The sequence below is a fragment of the Glutamicibacter sp. AOP12-B1-11 genome (assembly GCF_052379245.1).
Taxonomy (GTDB): Bacteria; Actinomycetota; Actinomycetes; order Actinomycetales; family Micrococcaceae; genus Glutamicibacter.
Genome location: NZ_JBQSYL010000027.1, coordinates 1 through 23,580, shown reverse-complemented (window position 1 = coordinate 23,580; position 23,580 = coordinate 1). Strand labels below are relative to the sequence as shown.

General features: G+C 60.0%; 26 protein-coding genes. 13 read left to right on the top strand and 13 right to left on the bottom strand.

Translation table 11 applies throughout. The features are described 5' to 3' along the window. The first annotated feature begins 79 nt into the window (after positions 1 to 79). Entirely contained in the window at positions 80 to 955 is an 876-nt protein-coding gene (locus ACT3UQ_RS15285) for a DUF6414 family protein (RefSeq protein ID WP_444636008.1), read from the top strand. Between the two features lie 960 nt (positions 956 to 1,915). On the opposite strand, the gene ACT3UQ_RS15280 is transcribed toward ACT3UQ_RS15285, so the two are convergent. The 3 genes from ACT3UQ_RS15280 to ACT3UQ_RS15270 all read right to left on the bottom strand — a co-directional run bounded on the left by ACT3UQ_RS15280 (position 1,916) and on the right by ACT3UQ_RS15270 (position 3,856). Beyond that, a complete protein-coding gene (locus ACT3UQ_RS15280) occupies positions 1,916 to 2,143 on the bottom strand; it encodes a hypothetical protein (RefSeq protein ID WP_105553067.1) in 228 nt (75 codons plus the stop codon). Between the two features lie 220 nt (positions 2,144 to 2,363). Next, complete coding sequence (locus ACT3UQ_RS15275) at positions 2,364 to 2,684, bottom strand: hypothetical protein (protein WP_146112441.1); 321 nt, start codon at positions 2,682 to 2,684, stop codon at positions 2,364 to 2,366. 479 nt (positions 2,685 to 3,163) lie between these two features. Beyond that, complete coding sequence (locus tag ACT3UQ_RS15270) at positions 3,164 to 3,856, bottom strand: TetR/AcrR family transcriptional regulator (protein WP_444636007.1); 693 nt, start codon at positions 3,854 to 3,856, stop codon at positions 3,164 to 3,166. Positions 3,857 to 3,920: 64 nt separating this feature from the next. Between ACT3UQ_RS15270 and ACT3UQ_RS15265 the strand changes: the two genes are divergently transcribed. From ACT3UQ_RS15265 to ACT3UQ_RS15255, 3 genes are all read left to right on the top strand, one after another. Continuing rightward, positions 3,921 to 4,676 carry an SDR family oxidoreductase gene (locus tag ACT3UQ_RS15265; protein ID WP_444613861.1) on the top strand — a complete coding sequence of 252 codons (756 nt, stop codon included), beginning with the start codon at positions 3,921 to 3,923 and terminating at the stop codon, positions 4,674 to 4,676. 29 nt (positions 4,677 to 4,705) lie between these two features. After that, on the top strand, positions 4,706 to 5,035 hold the full coding sequence (locus ACT3UQ_RS15260) for a nuclear transport factor 2 family protein (RefSeq protein WP_444637451.1): 330 nt from the start codon (positions 4,706 to 4,708) through the stop codon (positions 5,033 to 5,035). 106 nt (positions 5,036 to 5,141) lie between these two features. Continuing rightward, a complete protein-coding gene (locus tag ACT3UQ_RS15255; RefSeq protein WP_444637450.1) occupies positions 5,142 to 6,299 on the top strand; it encodes a low temperature requirement protein A in 1,158 nt (385 codons plus the stop codon). A 398-nt stretch (positions 6,300 to 6,697) separates the two neighbouring features. Here the strand turns inward: ACT3UQ_RS15255 and ACT3UQ_RS15250 are convergent, their stop codons facing one another. Together ACT3UQ_RS15250 and ACT3UQ_RS15245 are read right to left on the bottom strand one after the other, a co-directional pair. Beyond that, positions 6,698 to 8,263, bottom strand: a complete 1,566-nt coding sequence (locus tag ACT3UQ_RS15250) for a hypothetical protein (RefSeq protein WP_444637449.1) — start codon at positions 8,261 to 8,263, stop codon at positions 6,698 to 6,700. A gap of 589 nt (positions 8,264 to 8,852) precedes the next feature. Further along, a complete protein-coding gene (locus ACT3UQ_RS15245) occupies positions 8,853 to 9,227 on the bottom strand; it encodes a VOC family protein (RefSeq protein WP_444637448.1) in 375 nt (124 codons plus the stop codon). A 416-nt stretch (positions 9,228 to 9,643) separates the two neighbouring features. Between ACT3UQ_RS15245 and ACT3UQ_RS15240 the strand changes: the two genes are divergently transcribed. Further along, a complete protein-coding gene (locus ACT3UQ_RS15240) occupies positions 9,644 to 9,949 on the top strand; it encodes a helix-turn-helix domain-containing protein (RefSeq protein WP_096288917.1) in 306 nt (101 codons plus the stop codon). A 337-nt stretch (positions 9,950 to 10,286) separates the two neighbouring features. Here ACT3UQ_RS15240 and ACT3UQ_RS15235 read toward each other — a convergent pair whose 3' ends face one another. Next, positions 10,287 to 11,231 carry an NADP-dependent oxidoreductase gene (locus ACT3UQ_RS15235; RefSeq protein WP_217990434.1) on the bottom strand — a complete coding sequence of 315 codons (945 nt, stop codon included), beginning with the start codon at positions 11,229 to 11,231 and terminating at the stop codon, positions 10,287 to 10,289. 71 nt (positions 11,232 to 11,302) lie between these two features. Between ACT3UQ_RS15235 and ACT3UQ_RS15230 the strand changes: the two genes are divergently transcribed. The 5 genes from ACT3UQ_RS15230 (at position 11,303) to ACT3UQ_RS15210 (ending at position 14,017) form a co-directional block, all read left to right on the top strand. Continuing rightward, positions 11,303 to 12,259, top strand: coding sequence for a GlxA family transcriptional regulator (locus ACT3UQ_RS15230; protein WP_444637447.1), 957 nt, complete (start codon positions 11,303 to 11,305; stop codon positions 12,257 to 12,259). 703 nt (positions 12,260 to 12,962) lie between these two features. Beyond that, on the top strand, positions 12,963 to 13,199 hold the full coding sequence (locus ACT3UQ_RS15225) for a dicarboxylate/amino acid:cation symporter (protein WP_141393613.1): 237 nt from the start codon (positions 12,963 to 12,965) through the stop codon (positions 13,197 to 13,199). Between the two features lies 1 nt (position 13,200). After that, positions 13,201 to 13,353, top strand: coding sequence for a hypothetical protein (locus ACT3UQ_RS15220; protein ID WP_176484299.1), 153 nt, complete (start codon positions 13,201 to 13,203; stop codon positions 13,351 to 13,353). A gap of 93 nt (positions 13,354 to 13,446) precedes the next feature. After that, positions 13,447 to 13,728: a type II toxin-antitoxin system RelE/ParE family toxin gene (locus ACT3UQ_RS15215; protein WP_096288909.1), complete on the top strand. Its 282-nt coding sequence runs from the start codon at positions 13,447 to 13,449 to the stop codon at positions 13,726 to 13,728. After that, the gene (locus ACT3UQ_RS15210) at positions 13,715 to 14,017 is read left to right on the top strand and encodes a HigA family addiction module antitoxin (protein WP_096288907.1); all 303 of its coding nucleotides are present in this window, start codon (positions 13,715 to 13,717) and stop codon (positions 14,015 to 14,017) included. The genes ACT3UQ_RS15215 and ACT3UQ_RS15210 overlap by 14 nt, the downstream gene beginning before the upstream one ends. A gap of 705 nt (positions 14,018 to 14,722) precedes the next feature. Here ACT3UQ_RS15210 and ACT3UQ_RS15205 read toward each other — a convergent pair. After that, a complete protein-coding gene (locus ACT3UQ_RS15205) occupies positions 14,723 to 15,391 on the bottom strand; it encodes a FadR/GntR family transcriptional regulator (protein WP_096288905.1) in 669 nt (222 codons plus the stop codon). A gap of 171 nt (positions 15,392 to 15,562) precedes the next feature. On the opposite strand from ACT3UQ_RS15205, the gene ACT3UQ_RS15200 reads away from it, so the two are divergent. Next, positions 15,563 to 17,377 carry a 2-isopropylmalate synthase gene (locus ACT3UQ_RS15200; RefSeq protein ID WP_444637446.1) on the top strand — a complete coding sequence of 605 codons (1,815 nt, stop codon included), beginning with the start codon at positions 15,563 to 15,565 and terminating at the stop codon, positions 17,375 to 17,377. Between the two features lie 240 nt (positions 17,378 to 17,617). Here the strand turns inward: ACT3UQ_RS15200 and ACT3UQ_RS15195 are convergent, their stop codons facing one another. From ACT3UQ_RS15195 to ACT3UQ_RS15175, 5 genes are all read right to left on the bottom strand, one after another. Further along, the gene (locus ACT3UQ_RS15195; RefSeq protein WP_444637445.1) at positions 17,618 to 18,385 is read right to left on the bottom strand and encodes an SCO1664 family protein; all 768 of its coding nucleotides are present in this window, start codon (positions 18,383 to 18,385) and stop codon (positions 17,618 to 17,620) included. After that, positions 18,385 to 18,945: a DUF3090 domain-containing protein gene (locus tag ACT3UQ_RS15190; protein ID WP_444637444.1), complete on the bottom strand. Its 561-nt coding sequence runs from the start codon at positions 18,943 to 18,945 to the stop codon at positions 18,385 to 18,387. The genes ACT3UQ_RS15195 and ACT3UQ_RS15190 overlap by 1 nt, the downstream gene beginning before the upstream one ends. A gap of 9 nt (positions 18,946 to 18,954) precedes the next feature. After that, positions 18,955 to 19,662 carry a histidine phosphatase family protein gene (locus tag ACT3UQ_RS15185; RefSeq protein WP_105553053.1) on the bottom strand — a complete coding sequence of 236 codons (708 nt, stop codon included), beginning with the start codon at positions 19,660 to 19,662 and terminating at the stop codon, positions 18,955 to 18,957. Between the two features lie 136 nt (positions 19,663 to 19,798). Further along, complete coding sequence (locus tag ACT3UQ_RS15180) at positions 19,799 to 20,881, bottom strand: hypothetical protein (RefSeq protein ID WP_444637443.1); 1,083 nt, start codon at positions 20,879 to 20,881, stop codon at positions 19,799 to 19,801. Continuing rightward, complete coding sequence (locus ACT3UQ_RS15175; protein ID WP_096288893.1) at positions 20,878 to 21,255, bottom strand: PadR family transcriptional regulator; 378 nt, start codon at positions 21,253 to 21,255, stop codon at positions 20,878 to 20,880. Before ACT3UQ_RS15175 ends, ACT3UQ_RS15180 begins: the two co-directional genes overlap by 4 nt. Before the next feature lie 136 nt (positions 21,256 to 21,391). Here ACT3UQ_RS15175 and ACT3UQ_RS15170 point away from each other — a divergent pair, with 136 nt between their 5' ends. Further along, entirely contained in the window at positions 21,392 to 21,889 is a 498-nt protein-coding gene (locus ACT3UQ_RS15170; RefSeq protein ID WP_096288945.1) for a GNAT family N-acetyltransferase, read from the top strand. Between the two features lie 275 nt (positions 21,890 to 22,164). Then, complete coding sequence (locus ACT3UQ_RS15165) at positions 22,165 to 22,704, top strand: 2'-5' RNA ligase family protein (protein ID WP_096288890.1); 540 nt, start codon at positions 22,165 to 22,167, stop codon at positions 22,702 to 22,704. A 75-nt stretch (positions 22,705 to 22,779) separates the two neighbouring features. On the opposite strand, the gene ACT3UQ_RS15160 is transcribed toward ACT3UQ_RS15165, so the two are convergent. Then, positions 22,780 to 23,580 (bottom strand): macrolide 2'-phosphotransferase (locus ACT3UQ_RS15160; protein WP_444637442.1); only part of this gene is annotated, 801 nt, incomplete at its 5' end.

Genomic DNA, 23,580 nt, shown 5'->3' with positions numbered 1-23,580 from the left:
CTGCGGCGACGTGGTGGAGTTTAGATTTAATGTCTAGTCGTGTTTCGTTTTAACCTCTGGGAGTAGGGAACAAATAGTTATGGCTATCTATCAATCACCCAAAAATCGACTGCACCGTGACTTCTTCTATCTGAACGACGAGGTCGCGATCAACTCCCTTTCGGCTCTGGAATCGGGAAAAGTTGACGAGATCGTTTCTAGAACCACCACCGCAAGGGAAGGTGGGTTTAGTGGCGAGGTCAAGATTCCAGTAGTCGATTTAGGGGTCGGTGCGAGCAAGAAGGCATCTTCTGAGATCGAAGAGGAGATGGTTCGTACGCGGACTCGTTTTTCCATCTTTGACGCGTGGTATCAGCTTCTGCACGAGAAGAAAGCGGTTGGCGCGTTCGATGGCTGGGGCGAAGGCGCTCTCGAAGGCGTAGAGCCGGGCGACACGATCGAGTTTAGAGCGGAGCTGTCGCAAGGACCACTCCAGACGGTTTTGCGATTGTTCCTCTGGTTCGCTGACCAGGCAACGCGAGATGGCAATCTTTTCTCCCAAAAGGGTGAAGAGCGGAAAACAACCGCCAACTCATCAAAAAGCATTCGACAGCTCCTCGGCGACGCGTCGGATGATGACGACGAGGTCCCGCTATTGGCGACCCCTGTGGGGCAGCCAGGGCCCTCGGTTCTTCTCTCCGTTTCAAAGAAATGGCTGATCGGACGTATGGGCCAGCTGGGTGGGACCTTCGGAATCGTCGGTCAAGTTGTTCAGATCGTCGAAGCCGGAGAGGAATACCCAGTGCTTCGGCTAACGAAGGATGTCTCACCGACGCCTCTCGAGATCGACACGTTGAAGGACGCGGTGCAGCATTTCGTGGAGCCCGCGAAAGGGCTGGGAGTCGAGGTCGAGGCGAGTGAGTCCGTCGTGCAAGGGCCCGTCTTGGTGATCAAACCAATCGCCATTTACCGCTGAGCATTGGTCGAAGTGCGGAGTCGTGGATCTTGCTTCCCGTGCCAGCGAGGAGCACGGCCTGCGTTCGGATCTACACTTCATGCGGATGGACTCGGATCTCTGCTGCAAAGCGTTCGATCGGCCGTGCCGGGCAGTCAGTTTTCGACCAGTTAGGGCAGCCGCTCGTCCTCCTGCCCATTGAACGACGACTTGCTTCCTGGCCCGGCGGTGAGGTTGACCTGCGCGGTCGCGCGTGGTGACTGTTGAGAGGCTGGTATGTACCGGAACTCGGTGGAGTTCCGCTTCAACGTCTAATCTCGTTTCGCTCTTAACTCTATTGGTTTTGCAGCGAGAGGGCTGGATCTGCACTTCGGTGCGGTTCCAGCCCTCTTTCGTTAGGCTGAGAGGTCAGCGAGCATTCATGCCGAGCTGACTGGATTCAGCGATACTGTGTGGTGCAGTAACCCACAGGTTTTCGAGAGGGAAGAACATGGTTTCTGGGTATGGGAAATACATTTCGCGCGCTGCACAGTCGGAGTGGATGCACTCACTTCGACCGAACACTGCTCACATAGAATTCGCCTTCAACAACGGGGACGACGGCCACCCGTTGCTTGCGGCATTGGCTCACCTGAAATCAATTAGAACGGTGGGCGTCGAGTCTGGGAACGGATACTATTTTCGGCCACGTCCGACGGTGGTGAAGCGAAGGTTTGTCTATGACCGAGAAATCATCCGAGCCATTGACCGTTTTGGGTGTTTCTTCCCTGAATCTGCGAGCTCGGAACAATGGACAGAGCTGGGCGATGTTGATGTGGTGTTCCTCGACAAGTGGGGAAGGATGCTCGGAGCGACAGTGACACACGAGGGAATGATCATTACGCCTGACGATGAAGATGAGAATCGTCTGCCTCGTTGAGCATGAGGTTGCTTCGTGCAGCGACGTGGTGGAGTTCCGCTCCAACGTCTAAACCTGCTTAGCTAAACGCCCCCGGGTCTCGAAGCGCTGGCCTTCGTGTGGGCTCGATAACTGCTGATCGCAAGCACAAGTGCCGTCAGCAGCAGCGCTCCACCGACGGCCCAGCCGCCCACAGTGTAGTCGACGAGCTGAGGGACGCGAGGCAGGTTGATCGCGGACACTGCGAGGAAGAGAAACACCACGACGGCGCTCTTCCTTGCGGTGGACGGCTTATTCCGAATCGTTGCCATTTGCTTGTTCGTTTCTCGTGATTAGCTGACACCGATTAAGCACGGTCCGACGGATGCGCCGGCAACTGCAGTGAAGCCAGCCACGCAGATGATGCAGCCTGCTCCCACGGTAACAGCGCAGAAGGCTGCGCTGTCGCACCGCTGCTGCTGATCTACGGTGCTGCGTGTCTGGCAGGGAACGCCGTGGGTGGGCGGTTGCGGATCGAGAGCTGAACCGTGCTCACATGATCACGCTCACCGGCACGGGACTCTCATTGCTCGTCGCAGGATTTGTCAGTGCCAGTCCGGTCGGTGCCACGTATTTTCCACCTTCCCGCCTCTGAACACCTGGATCGCTACCAGTGCCGATGGAATCGCGCCCGGGCTGGCCCTCGCTGTCAACAGCTCCGCGTTCAACATCGCCGCCGCCGGAGGGCGCGGCGGTGCAGTACTGACCGCCGGGCTGGATGCCATCAGGCTTCCCTATCTTGGAATCGGCGCTCTGGCTGTGGCCGTCCTGATCTTTACCGTGTTCCGGGCAACCCAAAAGTCCTCGACTCACGTGCTTCGACCATGAGGGCTGAATGGCTTCGCCGCGGGTGCAGCTTCGTCCGAAGTCTGCATGGGTCTCGCGTCGACGGCAATTTAACGCGCACAGTTAAGTACCGGAACGCGGTGGAGTTCCGCTTTTCAATCTAATGTCTGGTGAGTTTCCAGGTGCTAAACGGCATTCTGTCGTTACCTGGTCGATTCGGTTGATTTCGTCTCTCAGGAAAAAGTTTGCGTGAGCTATCCACAGGGGTCCCTAAGTGTAGGAGGCTGAGCGCCCCGTTGGCGATTGCTAAGGACGACTGCACAGAGCCACACTCCATGTCCCCGATGATCGGTGCATCGAGCACTTCTACGACGGACTCGCCTTGAACTAAGCATTCTGTTTACGGGGACGCGAGTCCCGCCCACGGGCGCAGAATTGGCTTGAGAGGAGATGTCTTGGCTACCCTCCGAACGGCTGCAGTTCTCTCCGAAGTTCGTCGCACTGGCCTACTGCCGCTTTTCGTTCGCCCTGCTCAGCCCGCCGAGCCATTCGATGAGGAGCTGGGTCTCTGCCCTGCCAAGGACGTCTGGTTGTGCTGCGGCGAGCTCGATGGTGGTGGTGATCGGGTTGTCGGCTCGTGTTCCCGCACCGGTGATCGCTGAGATAGCACCTTCACGGACAGCTTGAGAGAGGGTAGGGTCCGGCGCTGCCAAGACGATCTGCCGCAGGGTGACACCGATATTTGTCACGAGGATGTGTGCCGCAGCCTGCTGCGCAGGAACGGCGAGCCGGCCCTGCGTGGCTGCGCGCGTCGTGAGGCCGAGGAGGATTTCGCTTGGCCGCGACTGCGCTTCAGGGGAGTAGCCTGGTTGAACTTTGCCGTACATGAGTGAGTAGAAGCCGGGATTGGCCAGGCCGAAGGCGACGTGGGCGTCCCATCCGACGCGGATGTCGTGGATGGGGTCCCCGGACGACTCCATCGAAGACTTCTCGCCTAGATACAGGTCAAAACCATGTTTAATGACCGCATCGATCAAACCCTGCTTTGAGCCGAAGAAGTGGTACAGCGTCGGCATCTTCACTCCGACCGTCTCGCACACCGCACGTAGCGAGAACTCCTCCCCGGGGGCGGCAGCGATGAGGTCGGCAGCCGCCAAAATCAATCGCTCCCGTGTATGGCTTGTCGGCGTTACTGTCATGATGCTATGTTAGCTGATATAGCGGGATGATACTGTTGCATACTGACGATACAGAGGGAACATCATGGCTGAGCACACACTCAAGGGCAAGAACGTTCTGATCGCGGGCGGCGCGAAGAACCTCGGCGGGTTGATCGCCCGCCAAGCGGCCGAGGGCGGCGCGAACGTCGCGATCCACTACAACTCCGACTCCAGTCGCGCCGACGCGGAGCAGACACTCGCTTCGGTCAAAGCCGCTGGAGCCAAGGGGGCAATCTTCCAGGCAGACCTCACCGTGCCCTCGAACGTGACCCGCCTGTTCGCTGATGCGCAGGCGGCTCTGGGAAAGATCGACATTGCGGTGAACACATCCGGCAAGGTGCTGCGTAAGCCGATCGTGGAGACCACCGAGGACGAGTACGACTCGATGTTCGACATCAATTCCAAGGCTGCCTACTTTTTCATTCAGGAGGCCGGCAAGAACCTCGCCGACGGTGGCAAGATCATCACCATCGTCACGGCTTTGCTGGCTGCCTTCACCGACGGCTACTCAACCTACGCCGGAGGCAAATCCCCGGTCGAGCACTTCACCCGAGCTGCGGCCAAGGAATTCGCTGGCCGCGGCATCTCCGTCACCGCAATCGCACCGGGCCCCATGGACACGCCGTTTTTCTACAGCCAGGAGACCCCCGAGCGGGTAGAGTTCCACAAGTCCCAGGGCATGGGCAACCAGCTCACTAAGATCGAAGACATCGCCCCGATCGTCCGCTTCCTCGCCTCCGAAGGCTGGTGGATCACAGGCCAGACGATCTTCGCCAACGGCGGCTACACCACTCGCTGAGCTCGACCCCACGAAAAGAGGAGTATCTCATGGCAGCACCGACTATCCCCGAACCAGTGGCCTCGTTTATCACCGCGGTTAACAACCACGACGAACAAGCCTTCCTGGACGCTTTCACTCCGCAGGGAGCCGTCGACGATTGGGGCCGCGACTTCACTGGACGCGATCAGATCAAAACCTGGAGCGACAAAGAGTTCATCGGCTCACACGGCACGCTCACCGTCGAGAAAGTCGAGAGCGTAGGTGGTTCAATTGCGGTCATCGGCGACTGGCGCTCCAACCACGCCAACGGTCGGTCGAAGTTCGTCTTCGACATCGACGGCGACAAGCTCGTGAAGATGACAATCCGCGAAGGCTGAGAGCCGGCACTTGCATCTCGATCCGGCGTCCAGACAGATGAACGCCCGCTCGGTGATGTCGCCTTCGAGACCCCCATACGACACGCATATACGAGGATCGCCAACCATGAATACCGTCCCGCTCGCCCGCACCGGGCACCGCCGATCCGAGGTTGGCCCCGTTGAGCTCTTCTTCGACCTGGTCTACGTCTTCGCCATCATCCAGCTCTCGCACCTGCTCATCGAGCACCTCTCCTGGGAGGGCGCTGCCCAGACCATCGTGGTGTTCGCCGCCGTGTGGTGGGGGTGGAACTACACCGCCTGGGCGATGAACTGGCTGGATCCGAGCCGCACCCCGGTGCAGCTGCTCTCCGGGGTGCTCATGCTTGCCGCACTGGGCATGTCGATCGCCATCCCCAACGCTTTCGGCGATGGAGCATGGTTGTTCGTAGGGTGCTACCTGTTCATGGGCATACTTCGTCCAGTGTTCATGATGATCGCCTACCGCGGCCACCAGCTCGCAGCCAACTACCGCATGCTGTTGCTGTGGACACTTTTGGCCGGCATCTTCTGGGTCCTCGGTGCGGCACTGCCCCTCGAATGGCGGCTGGGGCTCTGGTTGATCGCAGTGCTCATCGACTACGCGGCCCCGCTGGCCCACTATCGGATCCCTGGTATCGGTGCAGCCCCCATGCACCATTGGGACACGGACGCCGAGCACCTGGCCGAGCGCAACCGTCTCGTCTTCATCATCGCCCTCGGCGAATCCATCCTACTCATGGGCGGCAGCATCGTCTCCCACGGGCAGCTCACCCCGTCACTCGCGTTGAGCATGGTCGTCGGCTTCGCGTCGCTGTTCGTGCTCTGGTGGAACTACTTCGCACTCGCCGGGCCAGATACGCAAGGCGGAGATTCTTCCACGGGTGCTCTAAGGTCGGCCTACGCCTATGCGCATGCTTTTATGGTCTTGGGCGCGATCCTCGTCGCCGTCTCCATCGAGCTGCGGCTCTCCCACGACCACCTCACGCCCGCAATCGTTCTCGTGACGGCCGCAGGTCCGCTCGTATACCTGGCAGGAAACCTGCTGTTCCTCCGGTCCCGATTCGGACGCCTCGCACGGTCCCGTTTCATCGCAGCAGCCGTGCTGGTGGTGATCACGATCGCTGCGATGCTGCTGATGGATCACTTGCCGGTAATCGGGCTCAGTGCAGCCGTACTTGCCGTGACAGCCGTTCTCGCCGCCCACACCGCGTACACGACATCGAAACATTCGGCGCTCGGATAATTGGCGATGGCCTAGCAACCTTTACCTGAGATTCCTTTGCCCCCGTTCACGGTGCTCAGGATCGAGCGACGCGCTTGTTTTTTGCGACAGCGGTCGCCTGCCATAGCTGCCCGACCGGATTCCCATATATGCTTCTGGGCATCGCAGGTGGCTTCGCGCTCTTGGCCTCCGCCGTGCACAGTACGACCTGCTCAGCGGAACACTCTGATCCTCGCGATCGCTAACGATGGCAACGTAGCTACTGGAAGTCGGAGGTTGGGCTATGTCGGAACTCGTGTGGAAGACCAGTTCAAAACTGGTAGTCCATTGTCTGCAGAGCGCATTGCCCCGTACTTGATGTCCAGGGCATAGCATCCCAATCTCGGATTGGCCCGCAGCTTCATGCTGGGAACGTCGGTTTAGTAACGCCACCAGCTTGGTCTGTCGCGCATACCCATGTGCCAGGCGCGCGGTTGCGGTAAGTGCACCTGTTGCTGCTCTGGTTTGCCAAATCCGGCGCTGTAGTCCTTGCGATGACGCAAAGGATCCCAGCCCTCCATGTGGGGACGAAGGTCGTCTGCTGAGGGTTCGGCATCGAATACACCGTCGTCGAGGTGTTCGAGATTGGCAAGCGGATCAATGTCGTCTGCGCGAATACGCGCCCATTCGAGCCATTCTCGCAACTTCGGACGGTTCGCCAGCAGTCCCTGTGCCGTGGCTTCTGTCTCTAGTTGTTTCGCGAATGCCCGCAGTTCTTGGGCTCCTTGCCAAGCCTCGAACGCGCGTGCAAACGTAGCTTCTCGGAGTTCGAGGATCGCTTTCGCTCGGGCATGGTCCCGTAAGTTCTCCCATGCGCGCAGTTGTGCAGCTTGTTCGCGTTGGTGTGCTTCGTGCGCCTCGGCGTGCCGTTGTTTCTGGCGTTCGAGGGCGTCGTCGTCATCGATCACCCCTTTCTTGATCTCGCGTGCGATTTCGCGGACTTGACGTTCAAGGGGCTTCTTCTTCTCGTCTGACCACGTATCGCCGTTGCGTTCGTACCGATAGTTTTGGCGGTCGATCTTTACCTCGTGCGTGCCGTCTCGTTCCACATGGAGTTGCAATCGGCCGGATGGCGAGCTGTCGAACTTCGGGATTCGTGTCCATGGTGCACGCAGAATTTCGCGCTTCTCAGCGGCCGTCGTAACGTGGGGGACCTCATTCAGGATCTCGGTAAGGTAGAGATTTCGACGGCGGGTGTCGGCTTGAACGAACAACTTCGGTGACTTGAGCTTGGTGTTCGCACCTAGCTTGAGGTCATGCGCGCGTAGGTGCTCGGCGAGATCAATGACTATCTTGAGGGCTCGGGGACGGCGGGATTCGCTGACCGGGTCGAGGATCGATGAGGCCTCTAATGCTTTGCGGAGCACGTCGAGGTTTGTCGTGATCTTTCGCGTAGTCGTTCTGATGCGATCCCAGTCGGAAGAATCTGCAGACGAGCCCGTGCTGAGCATGATGACGATCTCACCTGAGCTGCGTCCGGTGAAGCGTAATTCGTGGTCTTCCGGTACCAGATGATGGACCCTGCACGCGTGGAGAACGCGGCGGTAACGGGCGCGAGTCGACTCCACTGGGTCCGCGACGGTGATTCGTTCTGAGTCCCGGAGTTGAGCGATGAGGGCCTTCGCTTGTGCGAGCGTCTCTGACGCGCCGTCGCCAAGGCCGAGATCGACTGCTACGGCGCGGTGGGCTCGGACGGCGGGAACGGTAGGGGCCTTAGGCGACGCGCTAGGCGGGTAGGTGCCGTGCTCAAGGTAGTGGGTTCCCGCTTTGGTAACAGCGGCGGTCCAAGTACTGCCGTGACGCGTGATCGTTACGAGTCCCCGGGACTTCAATGCGGCGGCACTGGTCTTATAGGGGAATCCGTCCTCGGGCCACTTGCCTTCAGGGCAACCATCGGAGATCCATCGCAAAACTTCGAGCTGCCGCTCGTTTACAAGTCCGTCCATGAAAGCACTGTACCGAAGATATCTGACGCTGTGCCCTTTTACTCAGCACCGCAGACCACGTCCAAGGGAAGCTGCATGAGGAGTTTTTCAGAGGCTGATTCTGGACGTGCTTTCGTGAAGTTCGTTCTGATCTCCCACACCACCGAAATGCGGTGGGGATGAACGCTAAAAGGACCGGCAGCGAACGTACCGTTTTACTCAGTTCTGTCCTCGATCACGATCATGCCGATTTTGAGGATGGTTCCAACATCGATGACTACAACGATCTTTACAACTAGACGTTCGGAAAGAAATTGAAAGCCGTGTCCTTGGCCAACCACAATGAGCGCCTCCTGGAGTTCTTAGAGAACTATGGGAGTTTCACTATGCCGTTAAGGTTAGGTTCTCGTACGTTCCCTACCTCTTGTCGAGTAGCTCTCAGAGGTTACGTCGGTCGACTTCGAGACAGCGGCTCAGAGGTTGGTATCTGTGGCGACGTGGTGGAGTTCCGCTCCAACGTCTAGAACATCGTGCTCCGGAAGCCGGGTGACTTCCGGCTTCCGGAGAGCTTGCGGGACGGTGGCTGATAGACGCTAACTGCGAGCGGATTTCACAGGTAGGGGCGTGTGATCAGCTCGAGGTAGTGGCCTGAGGGATCGAGCAGATAGACGCCGCGACCGCCGTGCTCATTGTTGATCTCTCCGGGTCGGGATCGTTGAGGGTCGGCCCAGTGCTCCTGCCGTCGGTCGACGATCTTCGCGTATGCGCGATCGAAATGCGCGTCATCGAGCAGGTAGGCGTAGTGCTGCGGCGGGAACTCCATCGGTGGGCTTGCGAACTGCAGCAGGACACCATCGGCGATTTTGATGTTGACGAACGGACCCCAGGCCGGAGCGTCGTCCGCTTCGAGCAGGTCTCGATAGAACTTGGACATATCGGCAGGGTCCGTTGAGGCGATGATCGTGTGATTGAAGTGCGCTGTCATGATTCTCCTGGTGGTGGCGTGAGTGAGCTCCGCTGACCTCACGCAAGGATGGACACGAATCAGGGAACAACCAGAGAGCCGTTCCCGGTGCGTCCGACTTGGGCCTGACTTGTCATCATCGCGGAGAGCCTACCTCCCCGTTGGATGGAGGTCAATCATCATTTGTTCTGACCAGAGCGCAGAAGTTGTTCGGTGCCCGAACTGGGTTGAATTCCGCTTCAACGTCTGACACACAAGTTCTGGATAATTGCCTGCAGATCTTGCAGGGTCTAAACTGTTGGCGTCTGGAGTGTAGACATCGAGCTGATCGCGGGCGACAAGGCTGGCGATTAGTAGCGTTTGTACAAGAGGAGCATTCCACTGGCTGACGTACTGTTCGATGAGCACCTGCGCAGATCGAGAGGAGAACGATCGAGATGGCCAAGACCCTGAAGGACTTCGTCGCCAAGCACCCCGTGGACCGGGAGCTCGTTGAAGCGCACAAGGAGCGGATGCTCGCCGAGGTGCGTGCGTACCGCCTCCGCGAGTTGCGCGAAGGGGCGGGCCTGACCCAGGCCCAGCTCGCCGAGCGCATCGGCGTGGGCCAGCGCCAAGTCTCCAAGATCGAGCATGGCGACCTCGACAGCGCGAAGATCGGCACGATCCGCAGCTACCTCGAGGCAGTCGGTGGCGGGCTGGCAATCGAGTTCGTGGTCGGCGACCAGCGCGTCCGGGTGGCCTGAGCCCAGACGTTTGCCAACCGTGGCGACGTGGTGGAGTGCCGCTTCAACGCCTAAAACTCCTGACTAGAATGAATTTATCCTTCTTGAGATCGGTGTAGTTTCGTTGAAGCTGTAGCCGACTTGTCGCAGCCGTCGCGAACGTGTTGATTTCGATGGTGGGCCCATCGGAGGCCTAGCAATCGTCCCTCGATCCGGCGGCCATCGGAGTTCGGGGTCGGTTTCGTTGAGCCTAACGTTCGAGCAGCCTGTGGTTGGCGACAAAGGACACCAGGGGCGAGAGCGAAGCTAACCGGACTCCGTTGAAGACACGGTTGGCTTCGCTCTCGCGTGCCCGAACTCAGACGGTCAGAACGATTTTCCCTGCGACGTGTCCGCTCTCGCCGAGTTCGTGGGCGCGGTGCCCATCTCTCAGAGGGAAGGTAGCTGCGATCACGGGGCGGACAGCCCCGTCGTGGAGGAGTTCGGCGATCGCCTGCATGCCCGCTTGGTCGCCTTCTACGAGCATCATCTCGTGGCGGGCACCGATGGCGCTGGCTTCGGCAGAATGGTCAGTGGTGGTGTTCAATGCGATGGAGACGATGGTGCCGCCGGCTCGGAGGGTTCGCAGGGAGCGAGGAACGTAGTCGCCGCCGATTGTGTCCAGTACTACGTCAATGTCTTGTGCGGCTGCCGAGAAGTCATCTTTGGTGTAGTCGATGACTTCGTCTGCTCCCAGCGACGTGACCAGTTCATGGTTCTTGGAACTCGCCGTCCCGATCACATATGCACCCTTGGCTTTGGCGATCTGCACGGCGAAGTGACCAACTCCACCAGCGGCCGCATGGATGAGAACTCGCTGTCCCGGTTGCACGTCGGCGACATTGACGAGCGCCTGCCACGCGGTCAACGCTGCGAGTGGCACGGCAGAAGCTGCTTCATGATCGATGTTCGCCGGCTTCCGGGTCAAGTGCCGCGCAGGGGAAACGACGAACTCGGCCGCGGCTCCGTGCCCCTGCGGGTAAGGGAGCATTCCGAACACCTCATCACCCGCCTTGTGGATGGAGACACCGAGGCCGACCTCCTCGACGACGCCCGACACATCCCAGCCGAGCACTTTCGATCCGTCCCCTAGGAATCCGGGGATACGCCGGTGCACCCAGTCTGTCGGGCTCAGTCCCGTCGCGCGGACCCGGACGAGGACTTCGGCTGGTCCAGGGGTCGGGCGCGGCTGTTCAGTCAAGTGGAGTACTTCTGGCCCGCCGAGAATGTTCTGGGTGAGCGCTTGCATGGTGTGATCTGTCATGGTTCCAATTCTGGTCTCCTCGCGTCGCCCTGACGAGTGGCCCGCTGGCCATTATGTGGGAGGATTGGGCCATGCATCGTGTTGTAGTTCTCGCATCCCAAGGAGTGCTTCCCTTCGAGCTGAGTATCGCGACGCGGCTGTTCGGTTCCGCGCTCGACGAGAATGGTGAGCCTCTGTATGAGGTGATCACCTGCTCACCAGATGGGCACCCGGTCCGCACGGCCGCAGACTTCACGATCACGGTGACGCACGACGCGTCCGTTCTCGCGACCGCGGACACTATCGTCATCCCCGCGGGGGAACACCACGCGAACATCACCGGGCCGGAGCAGCTCCCAGAGGACCTCGCTGCCGCCGTCGCGCTCGTCCCGCCCGCTGCGCGCATCGTTGCCATTTGCCTGGCGTCGTATGTGCTCGCTGCGGCGGGTCTACTCGAAGGGTGTCGCGCCACAACGCATTGGAAGAGAACTGAGCATTTCATCGCTTCCTACCCGGCCATCGAGGTAGAAGTTGATGTGCTCTATGTGCAAAGTGGACGGATCTTCACGTCCGCCGGAGCCGCGGCCGGCATCGACCTGTGCCTGCAGCTGATCCGCATCGACCACGGCAGCCGGGTTGCGAACGATGTTGCACGACGCTGCGTCATTCCGCCCTGGCGTGACGGTGGACAGGCGCAGTACGTGGAAAGACCTGTGCCCCATTCTGACGACTCGAGCACCTCTGGGACCCGAACGTTTGCACTCCGACACCTTCAGCGTCCGCTACCCGTCGCCGAGCTGGCCGAACACGCCGGAATGAGTCGCCGGACCTTCACTCGACGATTCCGCGCGGAAGTCGGACAAAGCGTCGGGGAGTGGCTCACCCGACAACGAGTCGAACTCGCGAGAGCGCTCCTTGAGACCACAACGCTCCCCATTGATCAGGTCGCAGAGCAAGCCGGATTCGGAAGCGCCTTCACGCTCCGTGACCACTTCCGCGCTTCTCTTGGCACGTCTCCTAGCCAATATCGGAACAGTTTCCACGAATAGCAACAGGGCCCGGCATGCCAGTCTCGCCCCGGAGCAGCAAGCGACGAGGGATAGAAATATCGGAACCCGGATTCTGCGCCTTGGCCACCGGCGAGAGGTCTATCGATGAGGGACAGTATGGCTCAGAGTCAGAGGTTATTCCGTACCGTAATGCGGTGGAGTTCCGCTTCAATATCTAAGCTTGGCAAGCGCTCGGTCTTCTTCGGCATCGTCGAGCCCGCCTGCGGCGAACGATTATGGTGTTGTTCGTAGGCATAAACGTCGGGCGAATCATTAAACTTGAGCCGGGCTATTGTGTCATGCAGGAGGGCCCGAGGCATGGCGATCGTGACGCAGTCGCGCTAGCCCGGTTCCATGATCCACAGCGGCAGCGTAGCAGGCTCTATCCATGAATTGATGCCAAGAACTGAGCGCCATCCGGCAGGCATGAATCGGATCAATCCCGAGGGCACAATCGTCGAGGAAGACTCAGTGAATTGCGATCATCGCAGCTAGACCGGATTGGGCCTGTTGGCCCCATCGAATACGAGACCATCTAGGATCTGGCCGTGACCCTCGCGGTCCGGCACCCCACCGCCGCCTAATCTTCTTGCAACCCTCAGACGGGTGGCTGAGGTGATCGCGAGGCAATTTGCTCCGCTCAGAAACGCCACCTATCCTGAGCGAGGTATTCAGAAACATCTATAGGTGGGAGGTATCGCAAGTGAGAAAAATTTCACGGGTTGCCATGCAACGCGTGGCGCTATACCTCGGCATCTCCGTTTTTGGCATGGGCCTGCTGATTGGAGCGTATTGCCTGATATCGGGTAGGTCGCCGGTAGAAGTTCTTGAAAACCTGTGGGTCGCATTGTTATTCGCTTTCTTTGTGGCCGTAGCCACCGCGTTGCGCGACCAGCGGAAAGACGAAGCACCGCGTTCCAAGGGAACGAATCGCAAGTGAGGTGGGGGCCTTCTTTTTGTTCCGTCTGGGCAGCTCAGGCCAGTCGCTGCTGGGCATGCTGAGCGAGGTCTCCGGGGGAGAGTCAGACGAGGACATCCGTGAGGCGAATACACTGTGCAGATTCGTTGTGCCCGACCGCGAGAGCTACAGCTAGTGCCCACTTTTCCAATGGCGTACGTGCCAGAACGCGGCTGTATTCAGGTTTAACGTCTAGCGTTATTGACGCACTCCGTTATATACTGGAACTGTGATCAGATCGTTTGGCAGCAAGGATACCGAGCGTCTGTGGCTTCGTGAGCGCGTGCCGTCCATTGATCCTCGGATACTCCGGGTGGCGCTGCGCAAGCTCCGCCAGGTGGGGTCAGCGACGAACCTGGATGACTTGCGAAGTCCGCCGGGCAATCGGCTCGAAGCCTTGAAAGGCGACCGGGCCGGCCAGCACAGCATACGTGTTAATGACCAATGGCGGATCTGCTTCAAATGGACAGACGCCGGACCAGAGGAGGTGGAGATCGTTGACTACCACTGAGAAGATGCAGCCCATCCACCCGGGCGAGGTCCTCATGGAGGACTTCATCGAGGGATTCGGGATCACGCAGAACAAGCTCGCTGTGTCGATCGGAGTGCCGCCGCGGCGCATCAACGAGATCGTGCACGGCAAGCGTGGGATCTCGGCGGACACCGCGCTGCGGCTCGCGAAGTACTTCGGCACATCGGCCGAGTTCTGGCTCAACCTGCAGAGCCACTACGAGCTCGATCGCGCAGAGGACATTGCGGGGGAGCAGATAGCTTCGATCACGCCGCTGAAGGTGGCATGAACGGTGGAGTGCGGGTCGCAGGCCCCGATCGACACATGCCAAATGATGTCGCGCTCCTGCTCGTCACGGTTTCCCAGTAGTTCGGGCAACCGGAATCCAACGCCGAGCTGCGTTTCACCGTTGTCGGCCGAGCAGTGCACGGTTCAGGCCTCGGTACCTCGATGCGCAGGGTTATCGATGACTCCGCCCACCACGGGGCCTGCTTCCTGGAAGTGAAGACGCTCGCAGCCTCTCATCGGGATGCCGGATTCACGCGTACACGCGCTTTCTCCGCGAAGTGGGGGATTTTTGCCGCTGGTGGAGGCTGAACTATGGGGTGAAGCCGGTTTCTTGGGAAGCAGCTGCTTCCTGAGAATCCGGGCGTAAAGAATTGCCGGCTCGTGATCTGAACGAGTGCGGGCAAGGGAGCGGACCGACGAGGTGGACTCTGACACTCGTCAACGGCTTGTCGCCCAGAAAGCCTTGCGCCTATGTCGAGCGAGCCCGTCGAGAAGATTTGGCCCACAGTATTTCTGTCGGAATGCGATTTCGCGAGAGGTTGCTCCGTGCTAGAACCCGGTGGAGCTAAGCTTCAACGTGTAAAAATTCATTGAAAAGTGCTTGTAGGCCCGCGGGCTGAGGACGGCTTTTATACCCGGCGTGGTGATGCCGCCGCGAGAACCATTTCCAACGATACTTCTCTGGCAGGAGCCGGCTAGAACTTGCCTATGCGAGGCTGTCTCGCAGCGACATCAGGTGAGCGCGGCTGCGCTGAGCGGCCGTGTCCGCGTCTCGATCGAAGATCGCGTCGGCGAGCCCACCGTGAAGGTCCTGGTCCGCCGTGTGCCCAAATGTCTTGCGGATTCGCAGCATTTCGATCATCGCCTCGCGAAGCCGCGGGGTGAAGCTGTCGAACAGATCCAGAAGTATTGGATTGTGCGCTGCGGCCACGATCGCGCGGTGGAACGCGGTGTCGGCATCGACGTGGCTCTCGATTTCATCGCGGTATTCGGCGCGGGCGGAGAGGGCCTGCCGGATCGCACGGACATCCGCCGGGGTCCGGCGTGCGGCTGCGAGCGAGGCGGCTTCCGTTTCGATGGCGATACGTGCCTCGATGACCGAGATGATGCCGGCGCGACGCAAGACGATATCCCAGTCTTCCGAGACATCCAGGGCTGTGATGAAGACACCCGATCCCTGCCGGGCGGCCAGGACTCCGCGCCCTGCCAGCTGGCGAATGGCCTCGCGCAGTGTGGATCGTCCGACGCCGAGCTGGGGAGCAAGAGTGGTCTCGCCCGGGAGTTTTTCTCCCAGCGCCCATTCGCCCGACCGGATGCGTTCGAGTAGCAGATCCGCTACCTGATCCGCCAACGGTGTTCGAGTCACTTGTGCCACGTTATCGCCTTCCAACTCATCAGCTTGTCTGAGGAGTTGTGCTACAGTCTATCCATGTTCTTCGATAATTTCCTTCTACTTCGCCGCCACGGCGGGGCGTAGCCGGACCGGCTCCCCGTCGTGGAGTCGAATGCTGTGCCGGTCGCAATTCTTGGACTGAAGGAATCAAAAATGACAAAGACATCATTTCCCCATATCTCGACTCCGGCAGGCGCCGTGCCGGATAATGCACCGAGCTGGAACCAGCAGCGATATTCACAGATGCCCTCGCACCGCTACACCAATGCCTACTCTCGAGTCGACGTGCCACTTGACGCACGCGACTGGCCGTCGAAGCAGCTCACCGAGGCTCCGCAGTGGGTTCCGGTTGACTTGCGCGATGGCAACCAAGCGCTCGCTGAGCCGATGGACCCGGCACGCAAGCGCCGCTTCTTCGAGCTCATGGTCGCCATGGGCTACAAAGAGATCGAGGTCGGATACCCTTCGGCATCACAGACCGACTACGACTTCGTGCGGCTGATCGCGGAAACTGGCATCGCCCCGAATGACGTGACGATCGTCGTATTCACCCCAGCTCGTCGAGAGCTCATCGAGCGGACGGTTGCCTCGATCAAGGGGATTTCCAACCCGGTCGTGATCCACATGTATACGGCGACCGCCCCAACGTGGCGCAACCTGGTGCTCGGCTACGAGCGGGAAGCGCTCAAAGAACTGATTTTGGCCGGTGGACGTGATGTGCTCGAATTTGCCGGGGACATGCCGAACGTACGCTTCGAATTTTCCCCAGAGGTTTTTAATCTGACCGAACCGGACTATGTACTCGACATCTGCAACAGCATGACAGAGCTGTGGGATGCGAGGCCTGAGCGTCCGGTGATTCTCAATCTTCCGGCCACCGTCGAAATCGCAACTCCAAACGTGTATGCCGACCAGATCGAATACATGCACAAAAATCTTGCACGCCGGGATTCCGTCATCCTGTCGGTGCATCCGCATAACGACCGCGGTACCGGGATCGCCTGCGCCGAGCTTGCGGTCCTCGCCGGAGCTCAACGCGTCGAGGGGTGCATCTTTGGAAACGGCGAACGCACCGGAAACGTCGACATCGCGACTCTGGCGCTGAATCTCCATGCCCAAGGCATCGACCCAATGATCGATTTTTCCGACATCGATGAGATCCGTCGAACGGTGGAGTATTGCAATCGTCTGGAGGTGCACCCGCGCCACCCCTACGTCGGGGACCTCGTGCACACCGCCTTCAGCGGCACCCACCAGGATGCGATTAAAAAGGGGTTTATCGCTCATCGCGTTCAGGCAAGCGCCGAACAGCGTCCGGAACAAGATATTCCCTGGAATGTCCCTTACCTGCCGATCGACCCGGCAGATTTAGGGCGAAATTATGCTGCCGTAATACGCGTGAACTCCCAATCGGGCAAGGGCGGAATCGCATATCTGCTCGAAGCTGAGTACGGGATTGAGCTGCCACGGCGCCTGCAGATTGACTTCGCCCGCCACGTGCAGCGGCATACGGACTCCACCGGCAGCGAAGCTAGTGCAGCCGGGCTGTGGAGTGTTTTTCAGCAGGTCTATCTGCATCAGGGCTCATCGGCCGAGCGCCTCGCGTTGCACAGCTATCAGGTTGTAGATATGGAGGGAGCCGCTCGTGTAGAGGTTGTGCTCGACGTTTCCGGGCAGCAACACAGCAGCACGCATGATGGTGTTGGGCCGGTTGAGGCTTTGACTTCCGCACTGGAGATTCACGGCATCGCAGTTGACGTCCTCAGCTTGCACCAGACCAGCGTGGGTGCAGGCAACGACAGCGAGGCATTAACTCTGCTTGAATGCCGAACCGATGACGGCATTTTCTGGACCGCTGGGCGTGGGCGTTCGGTGCTGGCGGCAAGCATGTCGGCTGTTATGTCAGCGGCCAATCGGGTGACCGCACAGAGGCAGCCGGAAAAATCGGGGGTTATTGGCCTGCCGTAGTCTTCCCGTTCGAGAAGCTGCCAGGTTTCCGGCAGAGCACGCCTGGCGGTGGTTTCGTGTGGCGACGTGGTGATTTCAGGTTCAATGCCGTGGTCCCTGAGCTACGCTAAACCTTTGCGATGGCCGCCATGAACAAGTGTTCGTGGCGGTCATGCGCATTTCCGAGCGGTTGCCACCTTGGTGCAGCAATCAGATTTTGTGCACAACCAACCAGCGGCGAAAATTGTGTTCGTAATTCCCTTAGAACAGCGGCCAGGGAACCGCTGGCATCTCACCGCTCGGTGCCGGAAACTGCCCTGCCGAGCGCAACTTGGCGCAGCGCGCGGCGAGAGATGCGAGTTCTTCGGCGCTGAGCAACGCCGCCAGGCTTTGGCCCAGTTCACCGTGCAGCCCTTCGCTAACACGGTGTATGCCCGCTTCTTCCTCGGCGGTTAGCTTATCTCCGCGCCATCCCCACAGCACCGTGCGCAGCTTGTGCTCCCGGTGAAAGGTGAGTCCGTGGTCCACGCCGTGCCGGTGACCGCTGGCCAGGGCGAGGATGTGGTCGCCTTTGCGGTCGGCGTTGTTGACGATGACGTCGAACACCGCCATGCGTCGCAGCGCCGGGGTGTCTTCGTGAACGAGGGAGACCGCTCGTCCGCTCCCATCTTGTCCCTGGAGAACTTGTTTCCAACCAGCTGCCGGTACATGCTCCGACGCGATAAGGTTCACGGCATCTTGGGCGGGGTCCGGCTCCTGCCAAAGCTGCACCATGCCAACGCCGAGCGGGCCATCGCGCAGCCATGTGCGGGGCACCACGTCCCAGCCGAGGGCCTGCGAGACCTGGTAGGCGGCCACCTCCCGGTGGGCCAGCGTTCCCTGGGGGAAATCCCACAGCGGGCTTTCGCCGGCGATCGGCTTGTAGACGACCACCGTCTCGCCGATGCTGCCTAGAAAGGTGGCGTTTGACGCGGTGGTGATGCGGCCGGTGAGCGCCAACTCGGCTTCCATGAGTTCAGGAGATTGCATTAGACCTCGGGAAGGGTGCAGGTGTGTCCGTCAGCGTCCACGGGATAGCCGCACAGCAGGCACATCGGACGCCCGGCATCTACGATCTCGCGGGTGCGCTTGGCGAATGCGCGGGCGGTGCCCACCGGCATCCGGACGCGCAGCATTTCGGTCTCCTCGGCCTCCTCGGGGTGAAGCGACTCCTCGCCGAGCTGCGCATCGGGATCTTCCTCGGCGAGGGGATGGGCCTCGATCACGATCTGGGACGTGGATGGGTCCCAGCCCAGGCTCATTGCACCAGCGCGGAACTGCTCCTGGTCCTCCTCAATCGGGTCATTGTCGACAAGTTCAGGGGGAGTTCCGGTGGGAATGCTGAACGGGTTGCCGTCGACGGTGAGGAGCTGGTCGAGAATGTCATCGATATTCTCCGCGAGCTGAGCCGACTGCTGCTTTTCCAGCACGATGCTCACCAGCTGCTTGCCCGCGCGCACCTGCAGGTAGAACGTACGCGACCCTGGAAGGCCGGTGACGCCAACGACGACCCGATCGGGCCAGGAAAATTCGTGAATACGTGTAGGCATATAAATATTCTAGGCTCCTGAAGTCCGTGGTGTCTGTTGCCCTGCGCCGCCGCCCACCGGGGCATCTGCCGAGTGGAGGCCTTTGGCCAGCCACGACAGATCACCCGCATCGGTGTTCATTGCGTAGACGCTAGGCCGACTGGCGCCGTAGCGCACGATCGAGATGGAGGCTGGGCCCACGTTAATGCGCTGGAACAGGTCAAGGTGCATGCCGAGCGCGTCGGCGAGAACTGACTTGATGATATCCCCGTGGCTCACCGCAACCCACACGGCCTCTGGCCCGTGCTCGGCTTCAAAGGCCGCATCGTGGCGTCGAATCGCCGCGACCGATCGCGCCTGCATCAGTGCCATGGATTCACCGCCGGGAAAGGTGACTGCCGAGGGTTGCGACTGCACCACCGGCCAGAGCTCTTCGGCAGCCAGCTCGCTGAGCGTGCGGCCTTGCCACTGGCCGTAGTCGCATTCGGTGAGATCAAGATCGGTGGGCGCGTAGGGAGCGCCGGCTTGGCGGTCCAGAATGTAGCGTGCGGTTTGCTGGCAGCGTTCCAGCGGGCTCGTGACCACCCCGGCTAAGGGCACTTGGGCGAGCCGCTCTCCGGCCAGTGCCGCCTGATCCATCCCGGTCTGATCCAGGTTGACGCCGGACGCCCGGCCGGCCAGCAGGCCCGTGGCGTTGGCTGTGGTGCGGCCGTGCCGCACGAGAAGAACTGTTGCCATCCACCCAGCCTATCCATTTGCCATCGGCAAACACAGCGACCGCTCCACTGTTGCCCGTGGCGGAATCATGCAACTGCCAGGATTGGCGAAAACTGGGCTTCGCTGCCGGACGCGAACTCCGCATTATTGCTCGATGCTACCGATTCTTGAAAGACGCCCGCCAACTCTGAACTGCGTAGCAGAGGGTGCCGACCAGCAATGCTGCGAAAATCGTTGTCTGCCAGGTCAAGAATGATTGCGCGTTGAGGATCGAAACTGCGATGAGCGCCGCGATCAGCGCGCTGCCAGCAGTCCAGGCCCACGCTGCACGGCGTGCGCGATAGGGCTCATTCGGTGTGAAGCTGGCCGCATATCTGGCCGGAGTACCGAATTCCTCCTGCAGAGATGCCTCGGCCTCCGCGGCGTAGGCGCGGGTTTCGTTCACGATCACGCGAATCCGCCGGTCGCTGAGATCACCACGAAGCCGGAGATTCGCCTGGAGCTCGCCCACCCATTCGTCTTGAGAAACTGCAGTGGCTTCCGGTGCGAGGTGCGTAGTGGTCTTTGGCTTGCGCTTCAGGACGACGCCGATTGCGTAGTGAATGAGCACGTACGGCGGCACCGCTGCCAGATACCAAAGAACGCTTCCTGTCCCAGCCGAACCTTGCAAGAGCATGGCGAGAGAGCTGAGGGCAAGAGTGCCAACGATTAAGGACACCGCGGTCCAGACCATCGCCATCGGGCGCGTAAATTTGCGCACCGCCAGATTCCAAACCTGCACTAGGCCTATGGTTGCTGCTGCCAAAAAGAAGGGAAGGGCGAACATCATCCAGCTCAAGGGTGCTGTCCACCCATCGTCGATCAGCGCAACAATGGTTACTGCTACCGCAATCAATGTCGCGCTGAAGCAGACGGCTTGCGTGAACTGCCCCGTGGAGAGCAGTTCGTGCCGGTCGTAGGCAGGGGTTCCGGACTGCTGCCAGCGCTCCTGCTGATCCTTGGCCCAGACCTTTGGATCCCCAAACAGGTCTTCCGCCGGTTCCTGCGCATCTCTGAGTACCGGCAAAAGCTTGATGAGTGCCTCTTTGGCGGTAGAAAGCTTGACGTCGTCGAGCATGAGGCGCCCTGCAACGGTTCGAAGCCACTCAACGTCGCTTTCCGCTCCCCGGGCCGCACGAAATTCTTCGATGAGCCCGGTGAGATCAAGCTCGATGAGTGGTTGTGGGGAATGCTGAGTCATGGCTTCCTTCCTTGGAGGTCCGAGTCGTAATCAGTAGCTGGTTTTGGCGCGCCTAGCGATTCGGCTAGAGCATGCCAGGCCCGGCGTTCCTCTTGGAGCCTTGTATACCCGGGCGGAGTCAGTGCATAGTTGCGTTTTCCGGGGCCGTTCTGCCCTTGTTCCCATTGCGCGATCACGGCGCCATCGTTTTCCAGGCCGGTGAGCAGCGGGTAGAGGGATCCGCCTTTTGGGCGCCCGAAGCCAAGTTCGTTAACTGCCTGCGCGATTCCGTACCCGTGCAGCGGCCCATTCTCAAGACTGGCGAGAACAGCCGTTCCCAGTGCGGCGCGGGTCCACGTTGACGGCCATTCCGGTTTCACCTCATCGTCGTTCATGTATCTAAGTATAACGTGTATCTAGATATTTGAACCACGAAATCAGGGATGACTGTCGCTCTGCCAATCGACGTGCTGGGCTACGCTCGGATAGGACGGTTAGCGCGCTTTGCGAGAGGTCGATGCGGTTGTGAAGATGAATAGTGCACCTTGGACGGCGGGACGTGATGCCCAGCTCCCGGAAGACACCGCACGATTGTTGTCAACCGTTCCCGAATGGTTTGGGCAGCCTGAATCCAATGCGGAGTACATCGACGCCGCGCGCACCAAAGAAACCTGGACGGTTCGGGACAACGCAGGGAAAGTCATCGGACTCACGCTGGTCGACCGGCATTTTCCGCACGTCGCGGAAATCCATCTGACAGTTGTTGATCGTGAATTCCATGGATCCGGCGTGGGCAGTGCGATGGTTGAGGCGCTCGAAGCCGAGGCGCTCGGCAACGGGGTCAAGCTGCTGGAAGTGAAGACGCTCGGAGCATCGCATCCGGATGAAGGATATCGACGCACGCGCCACTTTTATGAAAAGTGCGGTTTTCTTGCTCTGGAGGAGACCAACCTGTGGGGCGAAGATACCCCTTGTCTGATTATGGTGAAGCCGCTATTCCCGAAGGCAACAATCAGGCGTCGAAGCTGAACCGACTATTCTTGGGTCTGATCTGTACCGCACTGCAATCCGGGATTCGCGCAATTATATGGACCGCCGGGAAGCCCTTGAACTGCCTCAAGCACTAGGCCTCTAAGCTGTGGCAAAGCCAAGGGAGTAAGCACTCTGTTGTTTACCCCGGCCAACGAGAGTTATTGGGAATACCTCTGCCTTTTCATCGACCCGCTCCATGAGCGATATGGTGGGGAAGCCCAACCGGTAAACTGTCGCCGTCAAGGGATAAGGTGCAGGATAAGGAAGCGCTGATGAGAAGCTCGCCAGAAAACATCTTGTTGCGATTGGCGGATGCCGAGGAGCAACAGATCCGCGAGGTGTTCGCGCGTCTTTCCGAGTGTGGGTTTCCGGTGCAACAGCAGACGCCGCATATCACCATCACCTTTTCACCTGCAATGGCCGATGAGGTTGCGCAATGTTCTGCGCGGTTGCTTCCTGCGCTGATCCCGGCACGGCTGGAGCGTGTGGGCACCGTTGTTTTCGGAACGAAGCGAAAGCAAACCGTCGCCTGGTTGCTTGAAACCTCCGAAGAACTGGAATCTGCTGCACGCGAGATTAGCGCGCTGAACCCGGATGGTCGAGGGTCGAGATGGACTCCGCATCTGACGATGGGCCTGCGGTTGCCACGAGAAATCGTCCCGGACTACATTCGTGCATTGGATGAGCTGACTCCACGGAATTTGGAGCAGCTCACCGCTATCCGGGCGGCACTGTGGAAACCAATCAGCGGTGAGCTCACCGTACTTGCCGAGGCGAGCAACGCTCACGAGACAAGAATCCGAGCGGACTAGATTGCACTTGTCGGCCGGACAGCCATGGACGAAGTCCGGTACTCAGCGCGGCGGCAAAGTCTCTGGGCAGTCGGCCTAGGAATTGAGCTGGGCCGCTGCGGCCTTGAGATGTTCGTCGGCCCCGGTCTGCAGCGCGAAGAGGCCGTAATCAACGGCGGCGGTACTGAAAAGTTCGGCGCAGTGCTCCGCCAAAAGCGGAGAAACCACCCCGCCTTGAGCTACGTACCGGGCCACGGTGGCATCGAACGCCTGCGGAGAAACGCTTGCCTGGTGGAAGACGAAATCCCGGGCCGGGTCGCCGATGGCCGCGGTGGTCCAGTCCAGTATGCTGTCGATGCGCTCGCCGGTCATCAGTTGGTGCGCGGGATAAATTTCTCCGTGCGTCACGGTGGTGTGCTGCGGCCAGTACCGGTCATCGGCCAACCAGGCGTTCCAGCGGTCCTGCAAATCTGGGGCTACCTCAAATTCGTTCACGACTGTGGCGATGTCCTCTCGCTTGCGTTGGCGCACGGAGTCGGGAGTGAACACCTCGATCCCGCTGTCGGCAACTACCCGTGGATCCACCGCATGCAATTGCGCAATCACATCCGCCAAGGAGTGCGCGTAGTGCCGGGATTCCAGGTCGAAATGCCAGTGTGGCTGCCCTGCCTCGTCGAGGGTGAGCCCCGGTTCGCCGGGCAATAGCGGATAGGCGATCAACTGCTCGCTATGGATTTTCCAATCGGGAATCGCTACGTCCAGGTGCGGCGCTAGGCAGTGGAGCAGCCGGCCTTCTACCGCCGCGCGTTCGGTGACATCGGGGCGACGTGGAATCCGCAGTACCCAGGAATCGCCGGAATTTGTGGTGCCGATGGCGACCTGGAAATCCAAGCCTAG

What these genes read in the sequence shown, in the direction of transcription:
- ACT3UQ_RS15240 (WP_096288917.1), top strand. Translation starts at nt 9,644, where the DNA reads ATGGCCAAGACCCTGAAGGACTTCGTCGCCAAGCACCCCGTGGACCGG.
- ACT3UQ_RS15235 (WP_217990434.1), bottom strand. Translation starts at nt 11,231, where the DNA reads ATGACAGATCACACCATGCAAGCGCTCACCCAGAACATTCTCGGCGGG.
- ACT3UQ_RS15270 (WP_444636007.1), bottom strand. Translation starts at nt 3,856, where the DNA reads ATGACAGTAACGCCGACAAGCCATACACGGGAGCGATTGATTTTGGCG.
- ACT3UQ_RS15200 (WP_444637446.1), top strand. Translation starts at nt 15,563, where the DNA reads ATGACAAAGACATCATTTCCCCATATCTCGACTCCGGCAGGCGCCGTG.
- ACT3UQ_RS15175 (WP_096288893.1), bottom strand. Translation starts at nt 21,255, where the DNA reads ATGAACGACGATGAGGTGAAACCGGAATGGCCGTCAACGTGGACCCGC.
- ACT3UQ_RS15245 (WP_444637448.1), bottom strand. Translation starts at nt 9,227, where the DNA reads ATGACAGCGCACTTCAATCACACGATCATCGCCTCAACGGACCCTGCC.
- ACT3UQ_RS15165 (WP_096288890.1), top strand. Translation starts at nt 22,165, where the DNA reads ATGAGAAGCTCGCCAGAAAACATCTTGTTGCGATTGGCGGATGCCGAG.
- ACT3UQ_RS15180 (WP_444637443.1), bottom strand. Translation starts at nt 20,881, where the DNA reads ATGACTCAGCATTCCCCACAACCACTCATCGAGCTTGATCTCACCGGG.
- ACT3UQ_RS15185 (WP_105553053.1), bottom strand. Translation starts at nt 19,662, where the DNA reads ATGGCAACAGTTCTTCTCGTGCGGCACGGCCGCACCACAGCCAACGCC.
- ACT3UQ_RS15280 (WP_105553067.1), bottom strand. Translation starts at nt 2,143, where the DNA reads ATGGCAACGATTCGGAATAAGCCGTCCACCGCAAGGAAGAGCGCCGTC.
- ACT3UQ_RS15195 (WP_444637445.1), bottom strand. Translation starts at nt 18,385, where the DNA reads ATGCAATCTCCTGAACTCATGGAAGCCGAGTTGGCGCTCACCGGCCGC.
- ACT3UQ_RS15260 (WP_444637451.1), top strand. Translation starts at nt 4,706, where the DNA reads ATGGCAGCACCGACTATCCCCGAACCAGTGGCCTCGTTTATCACCGCG.
- ACT3UQ_RS15265 (WP_444613861.1), top strand. Translation starts at nt 3,921, where the DNA reads ATGGCTGAGCACACACTCAAGGGCAAGAACGTTCTGATCGCGGGCGGC.
- ACT3UQ_RS15250 (WP_444637449.1), bottom strand. Translation starts at nt 8,263, where the DNA reads ATGGACGGACTTGTAAACGAGCGGCAGCTCGAAGTTTTGCGATGGATC.
- ACT3UQ_RS15255 (WP_444637450.1), top strand. Translation starts at nt 5,142, where the DNA reads ATGAATACCGTCCCGCTCGCCCGCACCGGGCACCGCCGATCCGAGGTT.
- ACT3UQ_RS15285 (WP_444636008.1), top strand. Translation starts at nt 80, where the DNA reads ATGGCTATCTATCAATCACCCAAAAATCGACTGCACCGTGACTTCTTC.
- ACT3UQ_RS15230 (WP_444637447.1), top strand. Translation starts at nt 11,303, where the DNA reads ATGCATCGTGTTGTAGTTCTCGCATCCCAAGGAGTGCTTCCCTTCGAG.
- ACT3UQ_RS15190 (WP_444637444.1), bottom strand. Translation starts at nt 18,945, where the DNA reads ATGCCTACACGTATTCACGAATTTTCCTGGCCCGATCGGGTCGTCGTT.
- ACT3UQ_RS15170 (WP_096288945.1), top strand. Translation starts at nt 21,392, where the DNA reads ATGAATAGTGCACCTTGGACGGCGGGACGTGATGCCCAGCTCCCGGAA.